The sequence below is a fragment of the Stenotrophomonas sp. STEN022 genome (genome assembly GCF_056760155.1).
The window spans coordinates 1-19,478 of sequence record NZ_JBRREG010000002.1 but is presented as its reverse complement, the minus strand read 5'-3'; the positions used below and the strand labels follow the sequence as shown (position 1 = coordinate 19,478).

The 19,478-nt window shown below is 60.1% G+C and carries 17 protein-coding genes and 5 tRNA genes; 12 read left to right on the top strand and 10 right to left on the bottom strand.

Going from position 1 to position 19,478, the window contains the following annotated elements:
- The first annotated feature begins 26 nt into the window (after positions 1-26).
- Positions 27-626, top strand: coding sequence for a DNA-3-methyladenine glycosylase (locus ACVOMF_RS00875; protein WP_481507629.1), 600 nt, complete (start codon positions 27-29; stop codon positions 624-626).
- 188 nt (positions 627-814) lie between these two features.
- Here ACVOMF_RS00875 and ACVOMF_RS00870 read toward each other — a convergent pair whose 3' ends face one another.
- The 3 genes from ACVOMF_RS00870 to ACVOMF_RS00860 form a co-directional block, all read right to left on the bottom strand.
- Positions 815-1,816, bottom strand: a complete 1,002-nt coding sequence (locus tag ACVOMF_RS00870) for a 2Fe-2S iron-sulfur cluster-binding protein (protein WP_481507628.1) — start codon at positions 1,814-1,816, stop codon at positions 815-817.
- 9 nt (positions 1,817-1,825) lie between these two features.
- Positions 1,826-2,329, bottom strand: a complete 504-nt coding sequence (locus tag ACVOMF_RS00865; protein WP_481507627.1) for a glutaredoxin family protein — start codon at positions 2,327-2,329, stop codon at positions 1,826-1,828.
- 127 nt (positions 2,330-2,456) lie between these two features.
- Positions 2,457-3,350, bottom strand: coding sequence for a LysR substrate-binding domain-containing protein (locus ACVOMF_RS00860; protein ID WP_481507626.1), 894 nt, complete (start codon positions 3,348-3,350; stop codon positions 2,457-2,459).
- Positions 3,351-3,864: 514 nt separating this feature from the next.
- On the opposite strand from ACVOMF_RS00860, the gene ACVOMF_RS00855 reads away from it, so the two are divergent.
- Positions 3,865-4,656: a glutathione S-transferase family protein gene (locus tag ACVOMF_RS00855; RefSeq protein WP_481507625.1), complete on the top strand. Its 792-nt coding sequence runs from the start codon at positions 3,865-3,867 to the stop codon at positions 4,654-4,656.
- Positions 4,653-5,720, top strand: coding sequence for an LLM class oxidoreductase (locus ACVOMF_RS00850; RefSeq protein ID WP_481507624.1), 1,068 nt, complete (start codon positions 4,653-4,655; stop codon positions 5,718-5,720). The genes ACVOMF_RS00855 and ACVOMF_RS00850 overlap by 4 nt, the downstream gene beginning before the upstream one ends.
- A gap of 93 nt (positions 5,721-5,813) precedes the next feature.
- Here the strand turns inward: ACVOMF_RS00850 and ACVOMF_RS00845 are convergent, their stop codons facing one another.
- The 3 genes from ACVOMF_RS00845 to ACVOMF_RS00835 form a co-directional block, all read right to left on the bottom strand.
- Positions 5,814-7,025 carry an MFS transporter gene (locus tag ACVOMF_RS00845; protein WP_481507623.1) on the bottom strand — a complete coding sequence of 404 codons (1,212 nt, stop codon included), beginning with the start codon at positions 7,023-7,025 and terminating at the stop codon, positions 5,814-5,816.
- Between the two features lie 229 nt (positions 7,026-7,254).
- Positions 7,255-7,749 carry a (R)-mandelonitrile lyase gene (locus tag ACVOMF_RS00840; protein ID WP_481507622.1) on the bottom strand — a complete coding sequence of 165 codons (495 nt, stop codon included), beginning with the start codon at positions 7,747-7,749 and terminating at the stop codon, positions 7,255-7,257.
- Between the two features lie 263 nt (positions 7,750-8,012).
- On the bottom strand, positions 8,013-9,062 hold the full coding sequence (locus tag ACVOMF_RS00835; RefSeq protein ID WP_481507621.1) for an NAD(P)-dependent alcohol dehydrogenase: 1,050 nt from the start codon (positions 9,060-9,062) through the stop codon (positions 8,013-8,015).
- A 124-nt stretch (positions 9,063-9,186) separates the two neighbouring features.
- Here ACVOMF_RS00835 and ACVOMF_RS00830 point away from each other — a divergent pair, with 124 nt between their 5' ends.
- Entirely contained in the window at positions 9,187-10,074 is an 888-nt protein-coding gene (locus tag ACVOMF_RS00830) for a LysR family transcriptional regulator (RefSeq protein WP_481507620.1), read from the top strand.
- 128 nt (positions 10,075-10,202) lie between these two features.
- Here ACVOMF_RS00830 and ACVOMF_RS00825 read toward each other — a convergent pair whose 3' ends face one another.
- Positions 10,203-10,505 (bottom strand): hypothetical protein, encoded by a 303-nt coding sequence (locus tag ACVOMF_RS00825; RefSeq protein WP_481507619.1) that lies wholly within the window; start codon positions 10,503-10,505, stop codon positions 10,203-10,205.
- Positions 10,506-10,799: 294 nt separating this feature from the next.
- Here ACVOMF_RS00825 and ACVOMF_RS00820 point away from each other — a divergent pair, with 294 nt between their 5' ends.
- The gene (locus ACVOMF_RS00820) at positions 10,800-10,976 is read left to right on the top strand and encodes a hypothetical protein (RefSeq protein WP_481507618.1); all 177 of its coding nucleotides are present in this window, start codon (positions 10,800-10,802) and stop codon (positions 10,974-10,976) included.
- Between the two features lie 66 nt (positions 10,977-11,042).
- Here ACVOMF_RS00820 and ACVOMF_RS00815 read toward each other — a convergent pair whose 3' ends face one another.
- Positions 11,043-11,723, bottom strand: a complete 681-nt coding sequence (locus ACVOMF_RS00815) for a response regulator (RefSeq protein ID WP_481507617.1) — start codon at positions 11,721-11,723, stop codon at positions 11,043-11,045.
- A gap of 597 nt (positions 11,724-12,320) precedes the next feature.
- Complete coding sequence (locus ACVOMF_RS00810) at positions 12,321-13,550, bottom strand: EAL domain-containing response regulator (protein ID WP_481507616.1); 1,230 nt, start codon at positions 13,548-13,550, stop codon at positions 12,321-12,323.
- A gap of 192 nt (positions 13,551-13,742) precedes the next feature.
- Between ACVOMF_RS00810 and ACVOMF_RS00805 the strand changes: the two genes are divergently transcribed.
- From ACVOMF_RS00805 to ACVOMF_RS00780, 6 genes are all read left to right on the top strand, one after another.
- The gene (locus tag ACVOMF_RS00805; protein WP_481507615.1) at positions 13,743-16,784 is read left to right on the top strand and encodes a hybrid sensor histidine kinase/response regulator; all 3,042 of its coding nucleotides are present in this window, start codon (positions 13,743-13,745) and stop codon (positions 16,782-16,784) included.
- Positions 16,785-17,515: 731 nt separating this feature from the next.
- Positions 17,516-17,591: transfer RNA gene (locus ACVOMF_RS00800), tRNA-Ala, on the top strand.
- A gap of 51 nt (positions 17,592-17,642) precedes the next feature.
- Positions 17,643-17,718, top strand: a tRNA-Glu gene (locus tag ACVOMF_RS00795).
- 134 nt (positions 17,719-17,852) lie between these two features.
- A tRNA-Ala gene (locus tag ACVOMF_RS00790) sits at positions 17,853-17,928 on the top strand.
- Between the two features lie 51 nt (positions 17,929-17,979).
- Positions 17,980-18,055 (top strand) — tRNA-Glu (locus ACVOMF_RS00785).
- Positions 18,056-18,233: 178 nt separating this feature from the next.
- The gene (locus tag ACVOMF_RS00780) at positions 18,234-18,509 is read left to right on the top strand and encodes a hypothetical protein (RefSeq protein WP_296246516.1); all 276 of its coding nucleotides are present in this window, start codon (positions 18,234-18,236) and stop codon (positions 18,507-18,509) included.
- Between the two features lie 299 nt (positions 18,510-18,808).
- On the opposite strand, the gene ACVOMF_RS00775 is transcribed toward ACVOMF_RS00780, so the two are convergent.
- Positions 18,809-18,895 (bottom strand) — tRNA-Leu (locus tag ACVOMF_RS00775).
- Between the two features lie 122 nt (positions 18,896-19,017).
- Here ACVOMF_RS00775 and ACVOMF_RS00770 point away from each other — a divergent pair.
- On the top strand, positions 19,018-19,386 hold the full coding sequence (locus tag ACVOMF_RS00770; RefSeq protein WP_296246517.1) for a response regulator: 369 nt from the start codon (positions 19,018-19,020) through the stop codon (positions 19,384-19,386).
- The last annotated feature ends 92 nt before the right edge of the window (positions 19,387-19,478 follow it).

Genomic DNA, 19,478 nt, shown 5'->3' with positions numbered 1-19,478 from the left:
CCACTGCAATGCCGGAGCGAACCGCAATGACATCTTTCCTGGAAAACCTGCAGGTGTTGCCACGCGAGTTCTATCGTCGGCATCCCACTGTGGTCGCGCCGGAGCTGCTGAACAAGATATTGGTACGTGATGATGGCCGCTGTGCGCGCATCGTTGAAGTGGAGGCCTACGCCGGCAGCGAAGATCCCGCGGCGCACTCGTTCCGCGGCAAGACCGCGCGCAACGCGACAATGTTCGGCCCTCCTGGGCATCTGTACGTCTACTTCACCTATGGCATGCACTGGGGAAGCAATGCAGTCTGCGGTGAGGTCGGTGAAGGTGTCGGCGTGCTGCTCAGGGCAGCGCAACCCTTGAACAGGTTGGATCTCATGTATCTGGCAAGGCCTGCCGCCAAGCGCCCGATCGATCTTGCCAGTGGCCCTGGCAAGCTTTCTCAAGCGTTCGGAATAGACCGCGCGCATGATGGCGCTGATCTGGTGAGTGGTGATCGTGGCATCCGGATTGTCTCTGATGGCTTGCCTCCCCCTGGCGCGCCGGTGACAGGTCCTCGTGTTGGGATATCCAAAGCAGTGGATCTGCCGTGGCGCTGGTCCGTACCGGATCAGCCATATGTCTCCAGAAAGTAGCAACCAGGCTACGACCGCCAGCCGGTTGCGGCAACGAGTGCCTGCGCTTATGGATGTAGTACGTCAATAGCACTGGGCAGCATCATCAGCGCCTTTCTCCATGACAACGTTTCTGTACACGTCGCGGCGTTCCCTTGGTGGCGGGCTCATCAGGGGCGAGCCCTTGCTCTCGGGACCTCGCTCAGCACTCATCCCGGCGTATGGAACACATCCGCGTGCAGATCACCCGGCCGCAGACCATTGGCCTTTGTAATCTGGATAGCCGCTTCAACCATTCCCGGTGGACCAGCGCAATAGGCTTTCCAACCATCAAGATCCTGCAGATCTTCGACAACAGCGTCTGTTACCAGCCCGGTCCGCCAAGTGCTTTCCCCGCAGGCATCGGATAGCACAGGCGTGAATGTGAGGTTGGAATGCTGCCGGGTCAAACTCTGGAAGTGCTCAACGAGGTAAAGATCTCTACTGCTTCTGACGCCGAAGTAGACATGTATTGACTGGCGCATGCCACGCGCGATGGCAGCCTCAACGATGCAATTGATAGGTGCAAGGCCCGAGCCGCCCGCGATGCATAACATTGGCCCGGCGTGCTGTTCGCGCAGGAACGAGGATCCAAACGGACCTTCAACAAGCACAGGGGCACCAGGCTTCAGCTGCGCATGGACGGGCTCAGTCACTGTCCCGCCGGGTACTCGACGAACGTGGAACTCCAGCACTTGGCTACCTGATGGGCTGGCAATGGAGTAATCACGGCTTGGCAGGCCTGGGAACGTGAGCCGTACATACTGGCCGGCAGCAAAGCTCAGCGGCGTCCCTTCATCGTTGATGACCTGGATACGATTGATGTCGTGCGTAAGCGCCTCTACCAGCGTCACCTTGCAGTTCAGGCGGCGGATCGGATGAGCAACTACCTGATCGTCATCAAGCCAGCTGACGACGCCATTGGTCTTCGGAATGGCGCGACACGCCAGAATCAATCCTTGGGACTTCTCTTCCTGCGTCAACGCAAAACGGCTGTGTTCGAGAGATTCGACCTCCCCGCTGACGAGGCGGGCTTTGCAGGACCCACAGCGACCCGAACGACATCCGTGTGGATAGGCAATCCCATTGGCGAGTGCAGCATCCAGAATCGTGACACCTGCCGGCACCGCAATGATCGCGCAGGTCTGCAGGATTTCAACGTGGTTCGTCATGGCAGCTGCTCAGGCAGTATTGGAGAGGCCGAGCGCTTCAACCAAGCCTGGTTTCTGCGCGGCGAACGTACCGTAGAAGGCCTGCTCATCGACCAAGGTGATCGGCGCGACGCGCACACCGGTACGAGCCTTCGCCTCGTCCCTGGTGGCCGGGTCAGTCAGGTCACGTTCTTCAAACGCAACTCCTGCACGGTTGAGCCAATCCTTCAGCATCCGGCAGTCAGGGCAAGTCGGTGTTGTGTAGATGACTACATGCGGGGTGAAAGCGTTGCTCATGACGACGTCCTCATCGTTATTGTGATGTCCTTTCAATCCGTACGTCGGGTTGAAATGGAGGCTGGAGCGCTTGGCCTGCGGCAGGTGTTCCGGACCAACAGACTCCGTTCCGAAGCCGCGCAGAACCCTGTGCGTAATCCATGGTTTCTTTGTGTTGGCGCGAAGTCTAAAGATTGCCGCCATTGGAAGGTCAAGGGGCTCCAGCAATCTTTCTGCAGCCGCAAGAACAAGGCTCAAGCTCCACGATGGTCGGCTGCCCGGCGACATCAGGAGCAACGCGTTCTGCGCTGGCGGAAGCTCAGCTATCCATGCGGTCGCTGCCGCGACCGTGGGTACTACTGAAAGCACCCGTCCGGAATCAAATCTATGCCTCTTCGCGCCTGGCTTCGCTCTGCAACCATGACAGAAACGCGGCGATGGCCGGTTTCTCATCTGCCCCGGGAAGGGTCACGGTGTAGTAGGCAAACTCGGTGGGCCATGGCTGATCCAAGGCGACCACCAATCGGCCGCTGGCCACTTCCGACTGCACGTACACATCACGTACCAGCGCAATCCCCTGCCCCGCCTCGGCTGCGCGGATCAGCAACACATCATCATCGAACGCGACACCTCGCACGATACGGGGATCGTCCGCCACACCCAGTGCCTTGTACCAAAGCCGCCAATCGCTGCGATCCGAGTCCTGCAGCAATGGGTACTTGAGACAATCCATCGGCTTGCGGATCGGCTTGCCAACAGCAAGTAGCGCAGGACTCGCAACCGGCAGGAACACCGGCGAAGCAAGGTGACGCGATACCAAGCCCGGGTACTCACCCAAGCCGTGACGAATCGCTATATCGATGCGGTCGCGGCGCAGATCAACCAAGGCCGATGAAGCTTCAACGCGCACCTCGATCTCCGGATGCTTCTCGGTGAAGCGGCCCAGTCGAGGCACCAACCAGGACGCAGCAAAACCGGGCACCGTGCTGATCGTCAGTGTCTGCCGCCCGTTGATCGCCTCCAGCAGCGCCATGCTGTCCTGGATGGTGTCGAAGGCGCGAAGCAAGGCCGGATAGACTTGCGCGCCTGCTGGACTTAGCGCGACGCCATGCCGGTTGCGGGTGAACAGCGTGACGCCAGTTCGGTCACTCAACAGCTTCAGCTGCTGGCTCACCGCGCCTGGTGTAACACCCAGGACGGCGGCAGCCGCGTTGCGGCGGCGGTGACGACCGGTCTCCACAAATGCACGCAGGGCCAGTAGCGGTAAGACAGCACCCATTGATTCAATATCCCGATCTTTCACGCTTGGAAGTGATGCGAATCTGGTGAGCGTGTACCCACCAACCCGGTCAGCATGGATCAATTCGTCAAATGAGAAAAGCTGAATTCATCAGTGTGCCGCTGCCGGTGATCTTGGTAGTGAACGACAACTTCTGATCGCCCTTTTCATTCTTCCGACGCATAGCGCTCGCTTGCCGCCGAGAGACGCGAGGATGCGGTCCTCGAGGCTGCCCCTGATCGCGCAGGAGTCCGCACAAACAAACATTAGAAATTCTAACGTTGGTGAGCAGATAAGATCGTTTTCCGGACCTGATAGCGCCCCTTAGACTGCAAGCATCCCCGGTCGGCAGGAGCCAGGTTTCCAACAGCAAGCGATCCGCTTGCGCCCCCCAAACAAACCATCAGAACCCAGCCGCGCCCACAAGAAAAGCGCTGGAAAGAGAACGCGCCACGCGATTCCAGGCACACCAGTTTCGAATCAAGCGCAACAACTACGCCCGTTGATCGCAGGGATGAACTGGGCAATCGAGCCGACCGCCCAGCCAGTCCTTATGGCGGCCCGTGGCAATACGCAGGGCCAGCTCCTGCTCCCAACTTTCGCCAACCACGCCCCGGGGCTTGTCCCCAAGCGGGTTCGGCGAGCTGCACCCAAAAAAAAGGAATACCTCGTGCTCAGCCCAACACTTCACCTCTATACCGACAGCTCACCAAACGGCTTCAAGATAAGCATTGCGCTGGAAGAGCTCGAACTACCCTATCAGCTGCATCACGTGCGCATCGCCGAAGGCGAGCACCGGCAGGCGGACTTCCTGAAACTGCACCCGCACGCGCGCATTCCCGTGCTTGTGGACGAATCCACTGGCATCACTGTGTTCGAGTCGGCTGCCATCCTGTTGTACCTGGCTGAAAAGAGCGGCCGTCTTCTGCCCCAGCAAGCCACGGCACGATGGGAAGCGATCACGTGGCTGATGTTCCATGCCGCCAGCGTAGGACCGATCCTTGGCCAGCGCGTTCACTTCGAGATGTTTGCTGACGAAGCACTCCCTGTCGCGATTGAGCGCTACCGGCGCTTGAGCAACGAGTTCTTCGCGACCCTGGATCAGCGTCTGGCTGACCGGCCTTGGCTCGCCGGAGACGAATACTCCATCGCCGACATCGCCGGTTTTGGCTGGACGCATATCGCCCGGGTCATCGACCTGGACTTCAGCGCCTATCCGAACTTGAGCGATTGGCACGCCCGTGTCGCCGAACGACCCGCCGTACAGCGCGGCGTACTTATCCCCGAACCTGCGACCGGCGCATGATCGAGAACCAGAAAGTGAGCGCATTGAACAACAGCATCGGTATGCAAACAGCGCTCAAGGGTGCATCCGCTCCCGCGTTTGCGCACCACCGTGGCTACCAGCGGATGTTCCGCCAAGACGCACTGAGCCTTGGCATCTTCCTGCCATTGCGCTTCTATCGCGGCGACATGCGGGTCTTGGCCGGGCAGTCCGCGCTGGTTGCTCAACTGGATCGCGCTGGATTTGCTGCAGTCTGGGTACGCGACGTTCCCTTGTTCGACCCTTTGTTCGGCGATGCCGGGCAGGTCTTCGACCCGTTTACCTATTTGGCTTTCCTTGCTGCACAGACCGAGCACATTGCCTTGGCCACTGGCAGCGCCATTTTCTCGCTGCGGCACCCCATCGACCTGGCCAAGTCGGCAGCCACCATTGACCAGCTGTCTGGTGGGCGCCTGGTGATGGGTATCGCTTCTGGCGACAGGCCGGTTGAGTTTCCGGCGTATGGCATCGAACACGCACAACGTGCCGAGCGCTTCGCAGATACGGTCAGCTACGTCCGCGAGTTGATGCAACCGGGCATGTTGAACATCAACTCACCCCTTGGTCGTGCGCAAGGCGTTGAGCTGCTGCCCAAGCCGGTGGCCGCTGCGGTGCCACTGTTGGTGACCGGAACCTCGCGGCAGTCGCTGCAATGGGTTGCCGAACATGCCGATGGCTGGCTGACCTACCCGGATGCCACCCATCACGCCGTTGGCCCCAAGCGTCTGGCCGAGAAGATACGCGCGTGGCGCGGATTGATTGGGGATGGCGGCTTCCGCCCGCACGTCACCAACGAGTGGATCGATCTGATGGAAGACCCCAACCATCCCAGAACGGCTATCGATGGCGGCTACACCTTGCGGACGGGGCGCAACGGACTGATCGACCTGCTCGGTGAATGGCAGCGTGCAGGCGTCAACCATGCGGCCTTGGGAATCCAGTTCAGTCAGCGTCCGGCACAGGACGTTGTGCAGGAGCTGTCGGAATACGTGCTCCCGCTGCTCCCTTCGCACGACTCGCCAGCACCGCCAGCGATACGTTGGTAGCACTGTCATCGAGTTGCCGGGTCACAGCGAGGTTTGCCGGTGCCTACTGCCAGGAACACATCCTGGCGGGAGGCGCGCTACACGGAGGAATGCCTACGGACTGGGCCCAGCAGGCAATCGTGAAATCACCACGGAAAGCAGCGCAGCCGATGCAAGTACTACTGCACTCATGACGAAGGTGCTCTGGTAGCCGCTGTGGTCAAACAACAGCCCTCCAAGCGTAGACCCCAGCGCGATAGCCAACTGGATCACCGCCACCATCAGGCCCCCGCCTGCTTCCGCCTCACCGGGCAGCGTCTGCGCAATCCAGCTCCACCAGCCCACCGGCGCAGCGGTGGCAAGCAGCCCCCACAACCCAAGCAGCACAGCGACGGCGGTCAGCGAGCGCCCCATCGGTATCAAGGCCAGCGCAATTACTGCCATCAGGACCGGTATGAGAATCAGCACCCGATACAGACCTTGCTTGAGTACGCCACCAATCAAGACGGTGCCGATGAATCCACTCAAGCCAATCCCCAGCAACACCCAGGACAGCGCAGACACGTCGAGCTGCGTCACCGTCTCCAGGAAAGGTCGCACATAGGTGAACAGTGCGAACTGCCCCATGAAAAATGCCGCGCAGGCCGCCATGCCAAGCACCACGACCCTGCGACTGAGCAGACGAAGCACGCCGCTGGCCGCATCAACGCGCTCAGCCTTCATCGACGGCAGGCTGCACCACTGCCACACCAGGGCTATCAGTGCAATCGGAACCAGGCAGAAGAAGGCACTGCGCCAACCCATGACGGCGCCGAGATAGCTGCCCAGCGGCGCCGCAATCACGGTCGCCAAAGCGTTGCCGCTATTGAAGATGGCCAGTGCGCGTGGCACCTGCGCAGCAGGCACCAGCCGCATGGCGGTGGCCGCGGACATCGACCAGAATCCACCGACAACCACGCCGATAAGCGCGCGCCCGACCAGATACACAGGGTAGTTTGGTGCCAGTGCCACCACGCTGCCAGACACGGCCATCAACGCGGTCAATGCGAGCAGCAAGGTCCTGCGATCAGCATTGCCTGCCAGTCGCGCTATGCACAGACTGGTCACCACCGCGAACGCGCCCGAGATGGCGATGCCCTGCCCCACCAGGCCTTCGCTGACACCCAGATCGGCAGCCATCGGCGTGAGCAGGCTGACAGGCAGGAACTCGGAGGCGATCAAGGCGAACACGCATAGGGTCATGGCGAATACGCCACTCCAGTGCGATGCAGCCTCGTCCAGCTCCACAAAGGCACGCACGGGCGTGCCGACGACGGGGGTCGACATGAGAAACCTCTTTCATGATGTTTGTAATCATCGGCAACGCGGTGTTGCCGCGGTGCCGGCACAGAAGTGGGCTCGTTGCGTCCAGAACCACGGCGTGAGCATCACCGTGTAGCGAGAACCAAACCCTGCACGCAGCCGCTTACTGCCACGTGTTCACAAGGACGCGAGCAGCCCTCGTGCACGCTATGGATCTTCCCCCGCAAGATGCAAAAACAGGAACGGGGTGTGGCTATTGAGCTGCGTGATACTGCTTATCACTCACCTGCTCCATCCACTCGACATTGCTGCCATCGAGCACGCCGGTGACAGCCAGATGGGTCATGGCCGTTGTCGGCCCGGCACCATGCCAGTGCTTGACGCCCGCCGGGCAGGTGATCACATCGCCCGGCCGGATCTGCTGCACAGGCTTGCCCCATTCCTGGGTAAGCCCCACCCCGGATATCACCACCAGACGCTGTCCTGCCGGGTGCGTATGCCAGGCCGAACGCGCGCCAGGCTCGAAGGTGACCCAGGCGCCGGAGGCAGTGAGCGCTGGGTCGGCAGACCACACAGGGTCGATGCGTACGCGCCCAGTGAAATGCTCCGCAGCGCCTGCGAGCGATGGTCGACGGCCAGCTTCCGAAACATGCTGCGTTGTTGAGGCTGCGGATACTGGCACTTCCGTGATCGCGGCCATCGGCACAGCTACCGCAATGAGCCCAAGGCTCTTCAGTGAGTCCTGCATAGGTGTTCCTTGAAAGGCCGGCCCCACTCTCAGGCTTCGGGCGGTCGGGAAGCTTCCAGCAACCGCCAGAATGGCGGGCAAGCTTCCCATGGAAGATACGTCTGACGTGAGCTGATCCGCTTGATCAGCAATGCCAGTCGGGCGATGTGGCACAGCTGTCGCGGCAGTGAAGGCCATCAGCGGACCATGCCGCATGCGGCGCCTTCACTGCAGCGCTGGCCGTCAGGACCAACGCTGCAGGTCTACCGACTCGGCAAACCGCCTCAGCCGCCCATGGTGGCGTTGTCGATCACGAAGCGATACTTGATGTCGCCCTTGAGCATGCGCTCATAGGCTTCGTTGATCTCCTCGGCACGGATCAGCTCGATATCCGCCACGATCTGGTGGTTCGCGCAGAAATCCAGCATTTCCTGGGTTTCCGGAATGCCACCAATCATCGAGCCGGCCAGGGTGCGGCGCTTGGTGATCATGTTGAACACATTCGGCGACGGGTGCGGCGTTGCCGGCGCCCCCACCAGCACCATCGCGCCGTCACGCTTGAGCAGCGCAAGGAAGGCATCCAGGTCGTGGGGCGCGGCAACCGTGTTGACGATCAGGTCGAAGCGCTTGCCCTGCGCGGCCATTGCTGCAGCATCACGCGACACCACCACTTCATCCGCACCCAGCGCCAGGGCAGCCTCGCGCTTGGACTCGGACGTGGTGAAGGCGATGACATGTGCGCCCATCGCATGGGCCAGCTTGATGCCCATATGGCCCAGACCGCCAATGCCGACCACGCCTACCGTCTTGCCGGGACCGGCATTCCAGTGCTTGAGCGGCGAATAGGTGGTGATGCCGGCGCACAGCAGCGGCGCTACCGCAGCCAGCTGGTCTTCGGAGTGGCCAATACGCAGCACATAGCGCTCATGAACCACGATTTCCTGCGAATAGCCGCCCAGCGTCCAACCCGGCGCATCCGGCGTAGCACCGTTGTAGGTGCCGACCATGCCGTCACAATAGTTTTCCAGCCCGGCATCGCAGTCTTCGCACTGCTTGCAGCTGTCGACGATGCAGCCGATACCGACCAGGTCGCCGGCCTTGAAGCCGCTCACGTGCGCGCCAACTGCAGCAACCCGGCCGACGATTTCATGGCCCGGCACGCAAGGGAACTGCGTACCCGCCCATTCGGCGCGCACCTGATGCAGGTCGGAGTGGCAGATGCCGCAATAGGCGATGTCGATCTGCACATCGTGCGGCCCCGGCGCGCGGCGACTGATGTCCATCGACTCCAGCGGCTTGTCGGCGGCATAGGCGCCATAGGCTTTGACAGACATGGGAACTCCGGCGGTGCTTGGGGAAGGTGGCCATTGTCCACCGCGATGACTCGAGTGATAAGGTAATAAATGCTTCTAGCCACTATTAGCTGAACTAATCAATCAATCGTGCCACACTGCCGCCATGGCACGGCGCAACCTCAATGATCTACTGGCCTTTGTCACCGTCGCGCGTGAAGGGAATTTCACCCGCGCCGGTGCGCTGCTGGGCGTCTCGCAGTCCGCGCTCAGCCAGGCCATCAAGGCACTGGAAGAGCGGCTGCAGATCCGCCTGCTCACCCGCACCACCCGCAGCGTCTCGCCCACTCCGGCAGGCGAGCGCCTGTTGCTGGCCATTGGCAACCGTTTCGACGAGATCGAAGCGGAGCTGGATGCACTCACCGAGCTGCGCGACAAGCCGGCCGGCTCACTGCGCCTGACCTGCGGTGATCATTCGCTGCAGACCATCCTGCTCCCCAAGCTGCTACCCCTGATGCACCGCTATCCGGACATCCGTATCGAGTTCGATGTCAGCTATGCGCTACGCGACATCGTCGCCGATCGCTTCGACGCCGGCGTGCGGCTGGGCGAAAGCATCGACAAGGACATGATCGCCCTGCCGATCAGCCCCAAGGTGCGCATGGCCGCAGCCGCCTCACCGGCCTACTTCGAGAAGCATCCGATCCCGAGGCTCCCTGCAGACCTGACCCAGCACAACTGCATCAACATCCGCTTCGCCACTTCGGGCGGCATGTACGTGTGGGAATTCGAGCGCAACGGCAGGCAGGTCAACGTGCGCGTTGAAAGCCAGGCGGTATTCAATACCTCACCGCCGATGGTGCAGGCGGCGCTGGATGGCCTTGGTATCACCTTCCTGCCGGAAGAGGAGTTCGGCGAACACATCGAACAAGGCCGGCTGGTGCGCGTGCTGCAGAACTGGTGCCCGCCCTTCCCCGGCTATCACCTGTATTACCCAAGCCGCCGCCAGCATTCGGCTGCATTCGCACTGGTGGTGGACGCACTGCGCATTTGAGGGCTGCAGCAATGCTGCAAGTGTTTTGCGCAGCTGCCAAACCACGCTGGCGCAGCCGGTACGTGCAGCAAATGAGGGCTTCGCAAGGCATCAATCCGAGGGAGGCGTGACACTCCTGCACGTCTCAACTATTTGAAAAACAGGCTTCCTTTGCTGTGATGCCGGCGTACCAGTTCCTCCAGGTAGATGTCCAGTGCGCCACGTGCATCCTCTGAGGTTTCTTTGTGCTTCAATGCCCAGCTCAATCGGTCCATCAGCACTGGGTCGCGGCAGTCTCCCAAACTGCTTTCATCCCATTGCCGAGCTTTGCGATAACGCTTGGCACGCTCAGCCTGTGATAGCGGTGTGTCGTACAGGCGCGGCCGACCACGGCGTTTTGCAGGCGTTGGCACTGCCACGGCTTCATCGGCGACGCTGTGATCATCAGTCATTGCTACTTCCCAACCAGATCGCCCTTAATAATAAGGTGATACATCACTTCTTGCGCTAAGTTCCAGCAGATTTCGTCCGATACCTCGCTCGCTTCAGTCCAGCCACTGGATCCACGAAGCAAACGAATCCGAAATCCATCAGCCAACCAAAAAGCAAGACCAAGCCGCTCTATTGGGACGGGTCCTATGGCTGCGCCCGAGCGCTTATCACAACATGAGCAAATTCTTGTGCGGCGCCAGTGTGGCGCTCGCATGCGTGCTTCGCTTTTGAGCTGCGGCTGGGAACATACAAAGATGGACAAGAAAACCGCGGACGTTAGACGGCTGCTTATCGATTTCGCCCGGCTATCCACCTTCCAGAAGAATCTATTCCTGGAGACACTCAACCTATTCATGTACGCCTCGCCACAGCGCAGGCGCAAGATCATGTTGCAGTGGGAATCTGGAAAAGGCGGGCTGGACATTAATTGACAATGCCCCGCGTGACAGCGGAAGAGCGCGCTGTCCAGACAGCAGAACGCGTAAGCACTCGCTTGCTCAAGATGCGGCTTGTGTACCGCCTGATGACGTCACCAGTCCGTTTTCCATAGCGTAGCGCAGCAGGTCAACATCCTTCTCGATGGACAGCTTCTCCATCGCGCTGGCTTTCTGCGTACTGATGGTCTTCTTGCTGCGGTGCAGGCGTTCGGCAATCTCATTGACCGTCAGGCCCGAGGCATAGAGCCTCACGACTTCGGATTCACGGATGCTCAATACACCAGCAGGGTTGCGGCTGCGTCTGTTGAGCTCGATTCCCTGCACCACCTTCTCGATCGTGGGTGAGTAGTACTTGCCCCCGCTCTGCGCCGCGTGAACTGCGGGCACCAGGTGCGTCAACGCATCTGACTTGCTGACAATGCACGTCACCCCCTGGGTCAGCAGGGTATGCAACACCGCCGGGTTATCAAGCATGGTAAGCACCACCAGCTTCACCTGTGGATAGCGCCTGGCAATCATCCCAAACAAGGCGATGCCATCACCAAAGTCGCCAGCCGGCATCGCATAGTCCGAGATCACGACATCGCATGCCACACTGCCGAGCAATGCCATCAGTTCAGTGGAATCAGCTGCAGTCCCGACAAGGTCGAGGGTAGCCACTGATGACAGCTCGTACTTCACACCGGCGATCATGCCCGGGTGATCGTCGGCCAAGACCACTCTGATCTTGAAACCACTCATGGCAAAGCTCTCCGTGAAGTGCGCTGGCAGCTGGCCAATCCAGGCTGAGGGGGCATCCCCTGCCCTGCGAGGCACGTCAAGACAGAATTTATGTCACATCATTCTCAAAGACAAAGACTTATGCGTAAAAAAGCGATGATTTCCCCATCAAATACCTAGGGGATCGCCGCCAAGCCTTCGGCTCACTCCAGGCGCGGGTCAAGCCTTACGAAACTGCTGCAGTTACGCCCCCCCGCCGACAGCCTCCCCGACGGCCCCGCGCGCCGTAGCACCCGGTGCTCCAGCAGGAGGAAACACGGCAGCCAGCTAGCCCGTGGTTGCACCTGCCGGGCACTCCCTTGCCTCCGTATAGACACTGCGTTGGTACTCAGTTGACTCGCGCGCAGCCTCGGCTTCGAGCCCGTTCCAGTAGCGGCCGCTATCGAGAAGCCCGTCGCCCCACGGACGCACTGTGCCGCTACCCCCTTGCCAAGCAGCAAGGAGGTGGCAATCCCGGCTATCGGTGCGCGAACAAGCCTGGGCCCGCGGATGGTAGATCATGGTTTCCCGTTTGCACCGCGGCTGGTGCCTCGGCCGGTTCCTGTCAACTGTGCGGGCTCAGTTCTGGAGGGCAATGTATTGCACGTACTCGGCCTTGGGCAGAGCGCGACTGTGCAGGTAACCCTGGGTGCTATGGCAACCGAGACTGCGGACCATATCCAGATCCATATAGGTTTCCACGCCTTCGACAACGACAGTGGCTACCATCTGACGCGCCATGGCAATGGTGCTGGCAAGCAGGCAGCGGGCATGGGCATGCTCACGGGCTTCCACCAACATGCTGCGGTTGATCTTCAACTCGTTGAACGGCACCTGCAGCAGCCTGTCCAATGAAGAATCCCCGCTGCCAAAATCATCAATGGCGCAGTTGAAACCCCGCAACCGCAGCTGGGCAACAGCGCCAGCCAGCGCGGGATTGCACAATTCGCCGCCATCCTCGGTGATTTCAATAACCACCCTGCTCGGATCAACGCCGGCGTGATAGGCATGATCAGCAACAGACTGTGCCCAATGCACACCGGTCGCAACGCGTGCGGGGACATTGACAGCCATCAACAGCGAGGATTCCGTCCCCTCGGCAGCAATGCAGTCAAACGCGCAGGACAGCATGTAGTCAGTGAGAGACTCCAACAGTCCTTCACGCTCGATCGATGGAAGAAACTCAGCCGGGGCCAGCACGGAGCCATCGACCCGGTGCCAACGTGCCAACACCTCAGCACCGCGCAACACGCCAGTGATGGCGCAATGCTGAGGCTGGAAGTAGGCTTGGATCTGTTGATCCAGCAATGCCGCGCGTAGTTCATCACGCGAGAATCTACGGATAGCGGGCTTTATCGGGGCCAAGCCATCTTCGGCTGACGGCGCCAGCTCGGTGGATGCCACAATGATGCTCCGGATCTGCTCTGCCTTCAGTGGTTTGCGCAATGCTGCGACCACAGTGAGGCCAAGGTGCGACGCATAGGCAGAAGCGGCGTTCAGGATGCGACTGGGCTGGCTGCTGATGATTGCCAAACGCGCTTTGCGGCATCGCCCGGCCAGCAGATCGATCACCTGCAGACCAGTGAGGTCCGCAAGGTCAAGATCGAGGACCACCAGATCCCAGCTGCGGTCGCGCAATGCAGCCACCGCGCGGGTCCCGTCCAGGGCCGAGGTCACCTCGGACACCCCTAATTGACGCAGCACCTTGACCATCGGAAGATGCTGAAGCTCGTTGCCATCAACCACCAGCGCGTTCTGGATCATCTGGGTTTCCGGTCGTGGCAACACATATTGTGCGAGAGCGTTCATGGGTGCTGTCTCCACGCCAGGAGCGGCGGTATCAGGGAAGGGGCTGCTTTCGATGACGTCATTCTTCCAGCGCTGCCGCCAGGCCTACATCGGCCTAGTCCGAATATTCACCCCATCCCTTTCAGGCAACGCTGTGAAACCGGACGTTTCACCGCACCAGCGGGCAAAAACCATTCGTGAGTGGAGTCTCAAATGGTCTCCGAGGCAGACACCGCAGGCGACGAGCCAAATTCCCAATCACCTGCCCGGGCAAATGCCTTGAAGCTGTTGAGCCGACACCAGCGCAGCCTGCTGTATGTGGGCGGTATCGTCACCACGCTGATCCTTGGCGCGGTGACGGCTGTGGTCATCCACTCGCAGATCAAGGACTACATCGCGGAACGAAACGCCGACCAGACCAGCCGCCGGATCGCATTGCAATCGGCCTTCGCGGTACGTGAGGGCGCTATGCGCATCACCACCGCGCAGGAAGAGTACGCTTGGGAGTCACGCCAGAGGCCCGACCCTGAGCTGGTCAACAGGTTCAGCCAGAACCGCGGCCGCATGACAATGCAGCGCTCGGCCAATTCGCCGCACGTACTGATCCTGGGGGATATGGGTCAGGGGCATACGCTGGAGACCTTCGCGCCCTACCTCAAGTTGGCTGATGAGGTCAGCCACCAGGCCGGCACTTTCGCCCGCGCATTGACGGCGTCGATCTACTTTTCCAACCCGGATCGGACCTTTCTGGGGGCTGGCCCTCTCCCTGACCGCAACTTGCTGGCCACGCACGCGAAGGAACCCACCGCCGCGCTGATCCAGAGGTTCACGCCTGCTCAACCGAGGGTAACCGCCTCCGATAACCCGCAGGCGGCAACTGTCGGGCCGGAGTGGCTGCCGGCCGCAAATGACCCGCTTACCGGCAAGCCCTCATTGCTTTTGCGCCAGCAGGCCTTTACCGACGCACAACCGTTTGCGGTGTTCGTTGCTTCCTATCCCGTCGAACTCGTCACAAAATCGCTCAACTCAACCCAGATTGACGAGTTCTGGGTGATTGCCAACCCTCATGGCGATTTGTTCCTCGGCTCCCAGCAGCCCAATGTCCGCGAGGTTGCGCAGTTCCCGCTTCATCACTGGGCAGCCGGCGCACCCGCGAACAAGCGCGGCAGGTTCGAGGAGATGGATGGGCGTTTTGTCGCAACCGATCCGGTATCCAGTGCCAACGCAGGCTGGTACTTGATCCACACCTTCTCATGGCGAACCATCATCGCTGCGTTATGGCCCACCCTGCTTGCCTACGTTGCTGCAATGCTGCTGGCGATAGGCTTTGTCTGGGCGGTGCTGCTGCTGATTGAACGAAAGGTGTTCCGCCCCGGTTACGTGCGCTCGGAGCGCATCATCGAAAGCGAGAACCTCAACCGGACAATGGTGGAGACCGCGCCATTCGGCCAGGTGCTGATTTCGACTTCGACAGGTGAGGTTCTGCTGAAAAACTCAGTCATGGCCTCATATGCTGACGCAAGGACTGATTCCAAACGACCTTTGCACCTTGAGTTTCTCGAAGCGTTCCGGGCACATGATGCCAAGGCCATCGCATCTGCAGGCATCGAGTTGAACATCCGGACCGGCGACGGTGCTGACTGCGCCTTGCTGGTGAGCATAGTCCCCAGCAAGTACCGGGGAACGGATGTCCTGCTATGCAATTTCACCGACATCACCCTGCGCAAGAAGGTAGAGCAGGAACTGGAGAGAGCGCGCGCGGCATCGCAGGCTGCAAATGAGGCCAAGTCCTCCTTCCTGGCAATCATGAGCCACGAAATCCGCACCCCGATGAACGCAATCCTGGGCAACCTTGAGCTGTTGGAACGCACTACGTTGACCAAGGAACAAACCAGTCGACTACAGGCAGTCACCTCTTCGTCCTCTGCTTTGTTGAATATCATCAATGACATTCTGGACTTCTCCAAGGTCGAGTCCGGGCAGATGACAATCGAGTCGATACCGTTCGACCTGCGTCAGGTCGCTCAGCAATGCATCGACATGTTCCTGCCCATGGCGCACGCCAAAGGACTGGAAATCGATCTTGTTGTTGATGACGGCCTACAGCCCCACTACATGGGGGACCCAACCCGCATTCGACAGATCATCTTCAACCTGATCAGCAATGCCATCAAATTCACCGACACTGGTGATGTACTGGTCGAGGTTTACCTGCAGGACGACGAAGCCAGCGACTCGGCGATTGTGCTGGGTGTCAGCGACACCGGCATCGGAATGAGCGCCGCGCAGCAGGCTTCGCTGTTCACCACGTTTTCCCAGGCCGACTCCAGCATTGCCCGTCGTTATGGCGGCACCGGGCTCGGACTTGCACTCTGCAAGCGCCTTGCGAAACTGATGCAAGGTGACATCGGGGTGAGCAGCACGCCAGGCAAGGGCAGCACCTTCATGGTGACCTTGCCACTATCGCTACCGGACGCCGACACCACATTGCCACACCAGCACAAGTCATCCGTCACGATGGGCGCGACGCAGGGCGGCGCGCTGCATGTCCTGGTGGTCGATGACCATCCTGCCAATCGGAAACTGCTGCAGCTGCAGTTGGAAACACTGGGCTGCAGCGCAAGTGCGTTTGAGGACTGCGGCGCAGCGATAGCCACCTTCGATAGCCAGAACTACGATTTGATCCTGACCGATCTGAACATGCCCGGCATGGATGGCTTCGCATTTTCCCGCTACCTGCGCAAGCGTGGAGTGAGCACACCCATCATCGCAGTGACCGCGCATGCCTCGGACCATGACAGGTCCCGTAGCAAGGACGCCGGCATCAACAGCATTCTGGTCAAACCGGTTCTACTGGAGGCGCTGCGTGCAAGGCTGGCGGAAATCGGCAACGACGCCCCACCCTTTCAAAGCGAGCAGTCGCACTTGGACATCGCCAGAGGAGCGCTGCCGCCTGAGGTATATGCGCCATTGCTGAGCTCGCTGGAAGATTCAGTCATCGCCATCAGGCAGGCGCTACAACCATGTCCCGCGGACGGTGCGCCAGCCATCAACAAGGTGACCCGGGCTGACGCCATTGGCCAACACCTTCACTCGTTGCGCGGCGCATTCGCCTTCATCCACGAAGCAGCCATCGCGCAGCGCTGTGCAGCAATGGAGCAATTGCTGCGAGAAGGAGACATGGACAAGCTGCAACAATCGCTGCATGAGCTTGATGCCGCTGCCCACGCAGCACTTGAACGCAGGCGCCAATAGGATGTACGTGGAGCACACTGCGCGCGGTGCGGCGCAGCGAAGCGTGTCGCTGGAGCACGGCACGGCCACCGTTGAGCAGGCCTGCGTCCACCATGGCTACCTGCATACCTGATGGACCTTGTTGTCCCAGAAGCTCGACATTGCGAAGTCGCGCTTCAAACCGGCTTTGGCATATGCCCGATCACGCCCTTGCCGGGCGCTCTCACACGCGCTGGCCTTTGGTCCCGCAGCAGCGCGACGTCGCCCGGACCGAACGCCGGGCTTTGCCGATTGTCTGTCCCGTTGCAGCTGGAGCTGTATTGCCTCCAGCCGTTTGCGCGCGGCCTCGTCTACCTGTGCATCAACAGCGCTCCAACGCTTCAGCTCCAGCCCCTCACAAGGTAGCGATTGATAAGAGTGACCTTCGGCTGCCTGGCACTTGTAGACCCAAAGTCCCGCTTCACCACCGATGTTGCCAAGTAGACAGCCCAACACCATGCAAGCAAGAGATGCCACGGCGGACGCTCCAACGGACCTTACCCGCAGCAAGCCTGCCAGTTCGCAACCGACAGTGATGCAGGCAGCCAACAAAGTCGAGTGTCGGACTTGTCCGCGGCTGCGCACAAAGGCGGGCTTGTGACGTCTTTCAGCCCAATCTCATTGGATGAAGAAATTTCTTCACAAATCGCTTGCGGGAAATGTGAAGCCCCGCTATTATTTCTTTCTCGGCAACGACGTGACAACGTTCCACCGGGGCCATAGCTCAGCTGGGAGAGCGCCTGCATGGCATGCAGGAGGTCAGCGGTTCGATCCCGCTTGGCTCCACCAAATCCGGACATTAGGCCGTCTGGATTGTCGACAATTTGATGAGTATAACGCGTCCCCATCGTCTAGAGGCCTAGGACATCACCCTTTCACGGTGGCGACCGGGGTTCGAATCCCCGTGGGGACGCCATTCATCAGGTACAAACGGACCCAGCCGTATCGGGTCTTTTTTTATCGAAGCAATCCTCCCAAGGGATTGCACGGAAGAAGAAAAAGCTTCCAATTTGATAAAAAACCGTTATTATAGCGGGCTAGCAACAACGTGGGGCCATAGCTCAGCTGGGAGAGCGCCTGCATGGCATGCAGGAGGTCAGCGGTTCGATCCCGCTTGGCTCCACCAATTCAGGCCTTAGGCCGCCTGAATCTACAACTTGAGATTTGAAGAATACGCGTCCCCATCGTCTAGAGGCCTAGGACATCACCCTTTCACGGTGGCGACCGGGGTTCGAATCCCCGTGGGGACGCCATTTCTAAAAAGCTCCGAGTAATCGGGGCTTTTTTCTTGCCTGGTATTTGCGGCAATGCAGCCCTGCCCTCGCTGGCGGGAAAGCAGTGAGCAGCCAATCAAACCGCCATCGACAGCCAGCCAAGCTGGTCAGCATACTGAGATGCTTGAAGCTGTCAGCCAGCGGCGAGGAGAATTCAATGAACATGAAGGCACTTGCCATTCTGCTGGCTGGAGCACTCCTGACCTTCGCCGGCACCACACTACACGCCAACCATCTCTTTGCCGAGCGCTCGCAAGTACCCGACCAGGCCAAGGGTGAGATCATCGCGTTCAAGGTGAAAGGATCGGATCGCACGGTTTACATCACCCGCAGCGATCAACTTCAACACTGGTCGATTCTTGGCGCCGGAATTCTATTGTTCCTTCTGGGCGCAAAAGGCGGTGCCCTGAAGCGGAACCGCGCACAGCCCTGAGATTGGCAGCGCCAACGCGGGCAACACCGCCCTTTTTTGCGCGAGCAGAGCAAGCCGCGTAACCCAGGCTTCTGCAGATGAGTGACATCAAGTCCGCTGCCCCTTTGTACTGCAAGCTTCGCCACCTTCGCTGTTTCCGCATTGCAGCTGAAGCTTGAAGTACTGCGGGACAACTCCTGCCGAGCATGGCTCGGCACTACACGCCAGGCCTCTGCAGGGGAGCCATGCGATTCGCAAACCCGCACGTGCCTGACAAACTCCAGGCAAAGAAAAAGGCACCCAAGGGTGCCTGTTTTCTCTGGTGCCGAAGGGGGGACTCGAACCCCCACGCTTTTAAGGGCGGCGGATTTTGAATCCGCTGCGTCTACCGATTCCGCCACTTCGGCTGGCAGGAGCGGAATTATAACGGAGCTTTGCGTACTTGGGCAGGCCTTTGCTGAAAATATTTGTGTAATGCCTGTTTCGGCGACTGGCTATACTTCGATCGATCCAGATACAGGGGAGAACGATGGGCTCGCTCGAAGGTACGAGGGTGCTGGTCGTGGAGAACGACGAGTTGAATGCCATGCTGCTGCAGATGCAGCTGGAGATGGAAGGCATGCTGGTGGGCGGCGTAGCTGCCACGGTCAGTGCTGCCCTGCAGATGATCGATGAGCTGCAGCCCCAGCTCGTGTTCCTGGACTACTGGCTGGCATGCAATGAGAACAGCAGCCCGGTTGCCGAGCGCCTGAGGCAGCGTGGCATCCCGTTCCTGGTAGCCACCGGAATGGAAATCGATCAGCTGCCTGCAGTGTTCGATGCCGGTGTGAAGCTGTCCAAGCCTTACACCGGCGCCGATCTCAGCCAGGCACTGCAACGCGCGCTTGCTCCGGCTTGAGATTCCAGGTTTGCGGGAGCGGGGGGGGGCCACCCCCCGAACGAGAAGAAGGACACCCCCCACCCCCCCCCACCCAAAAGACACGAGAAACG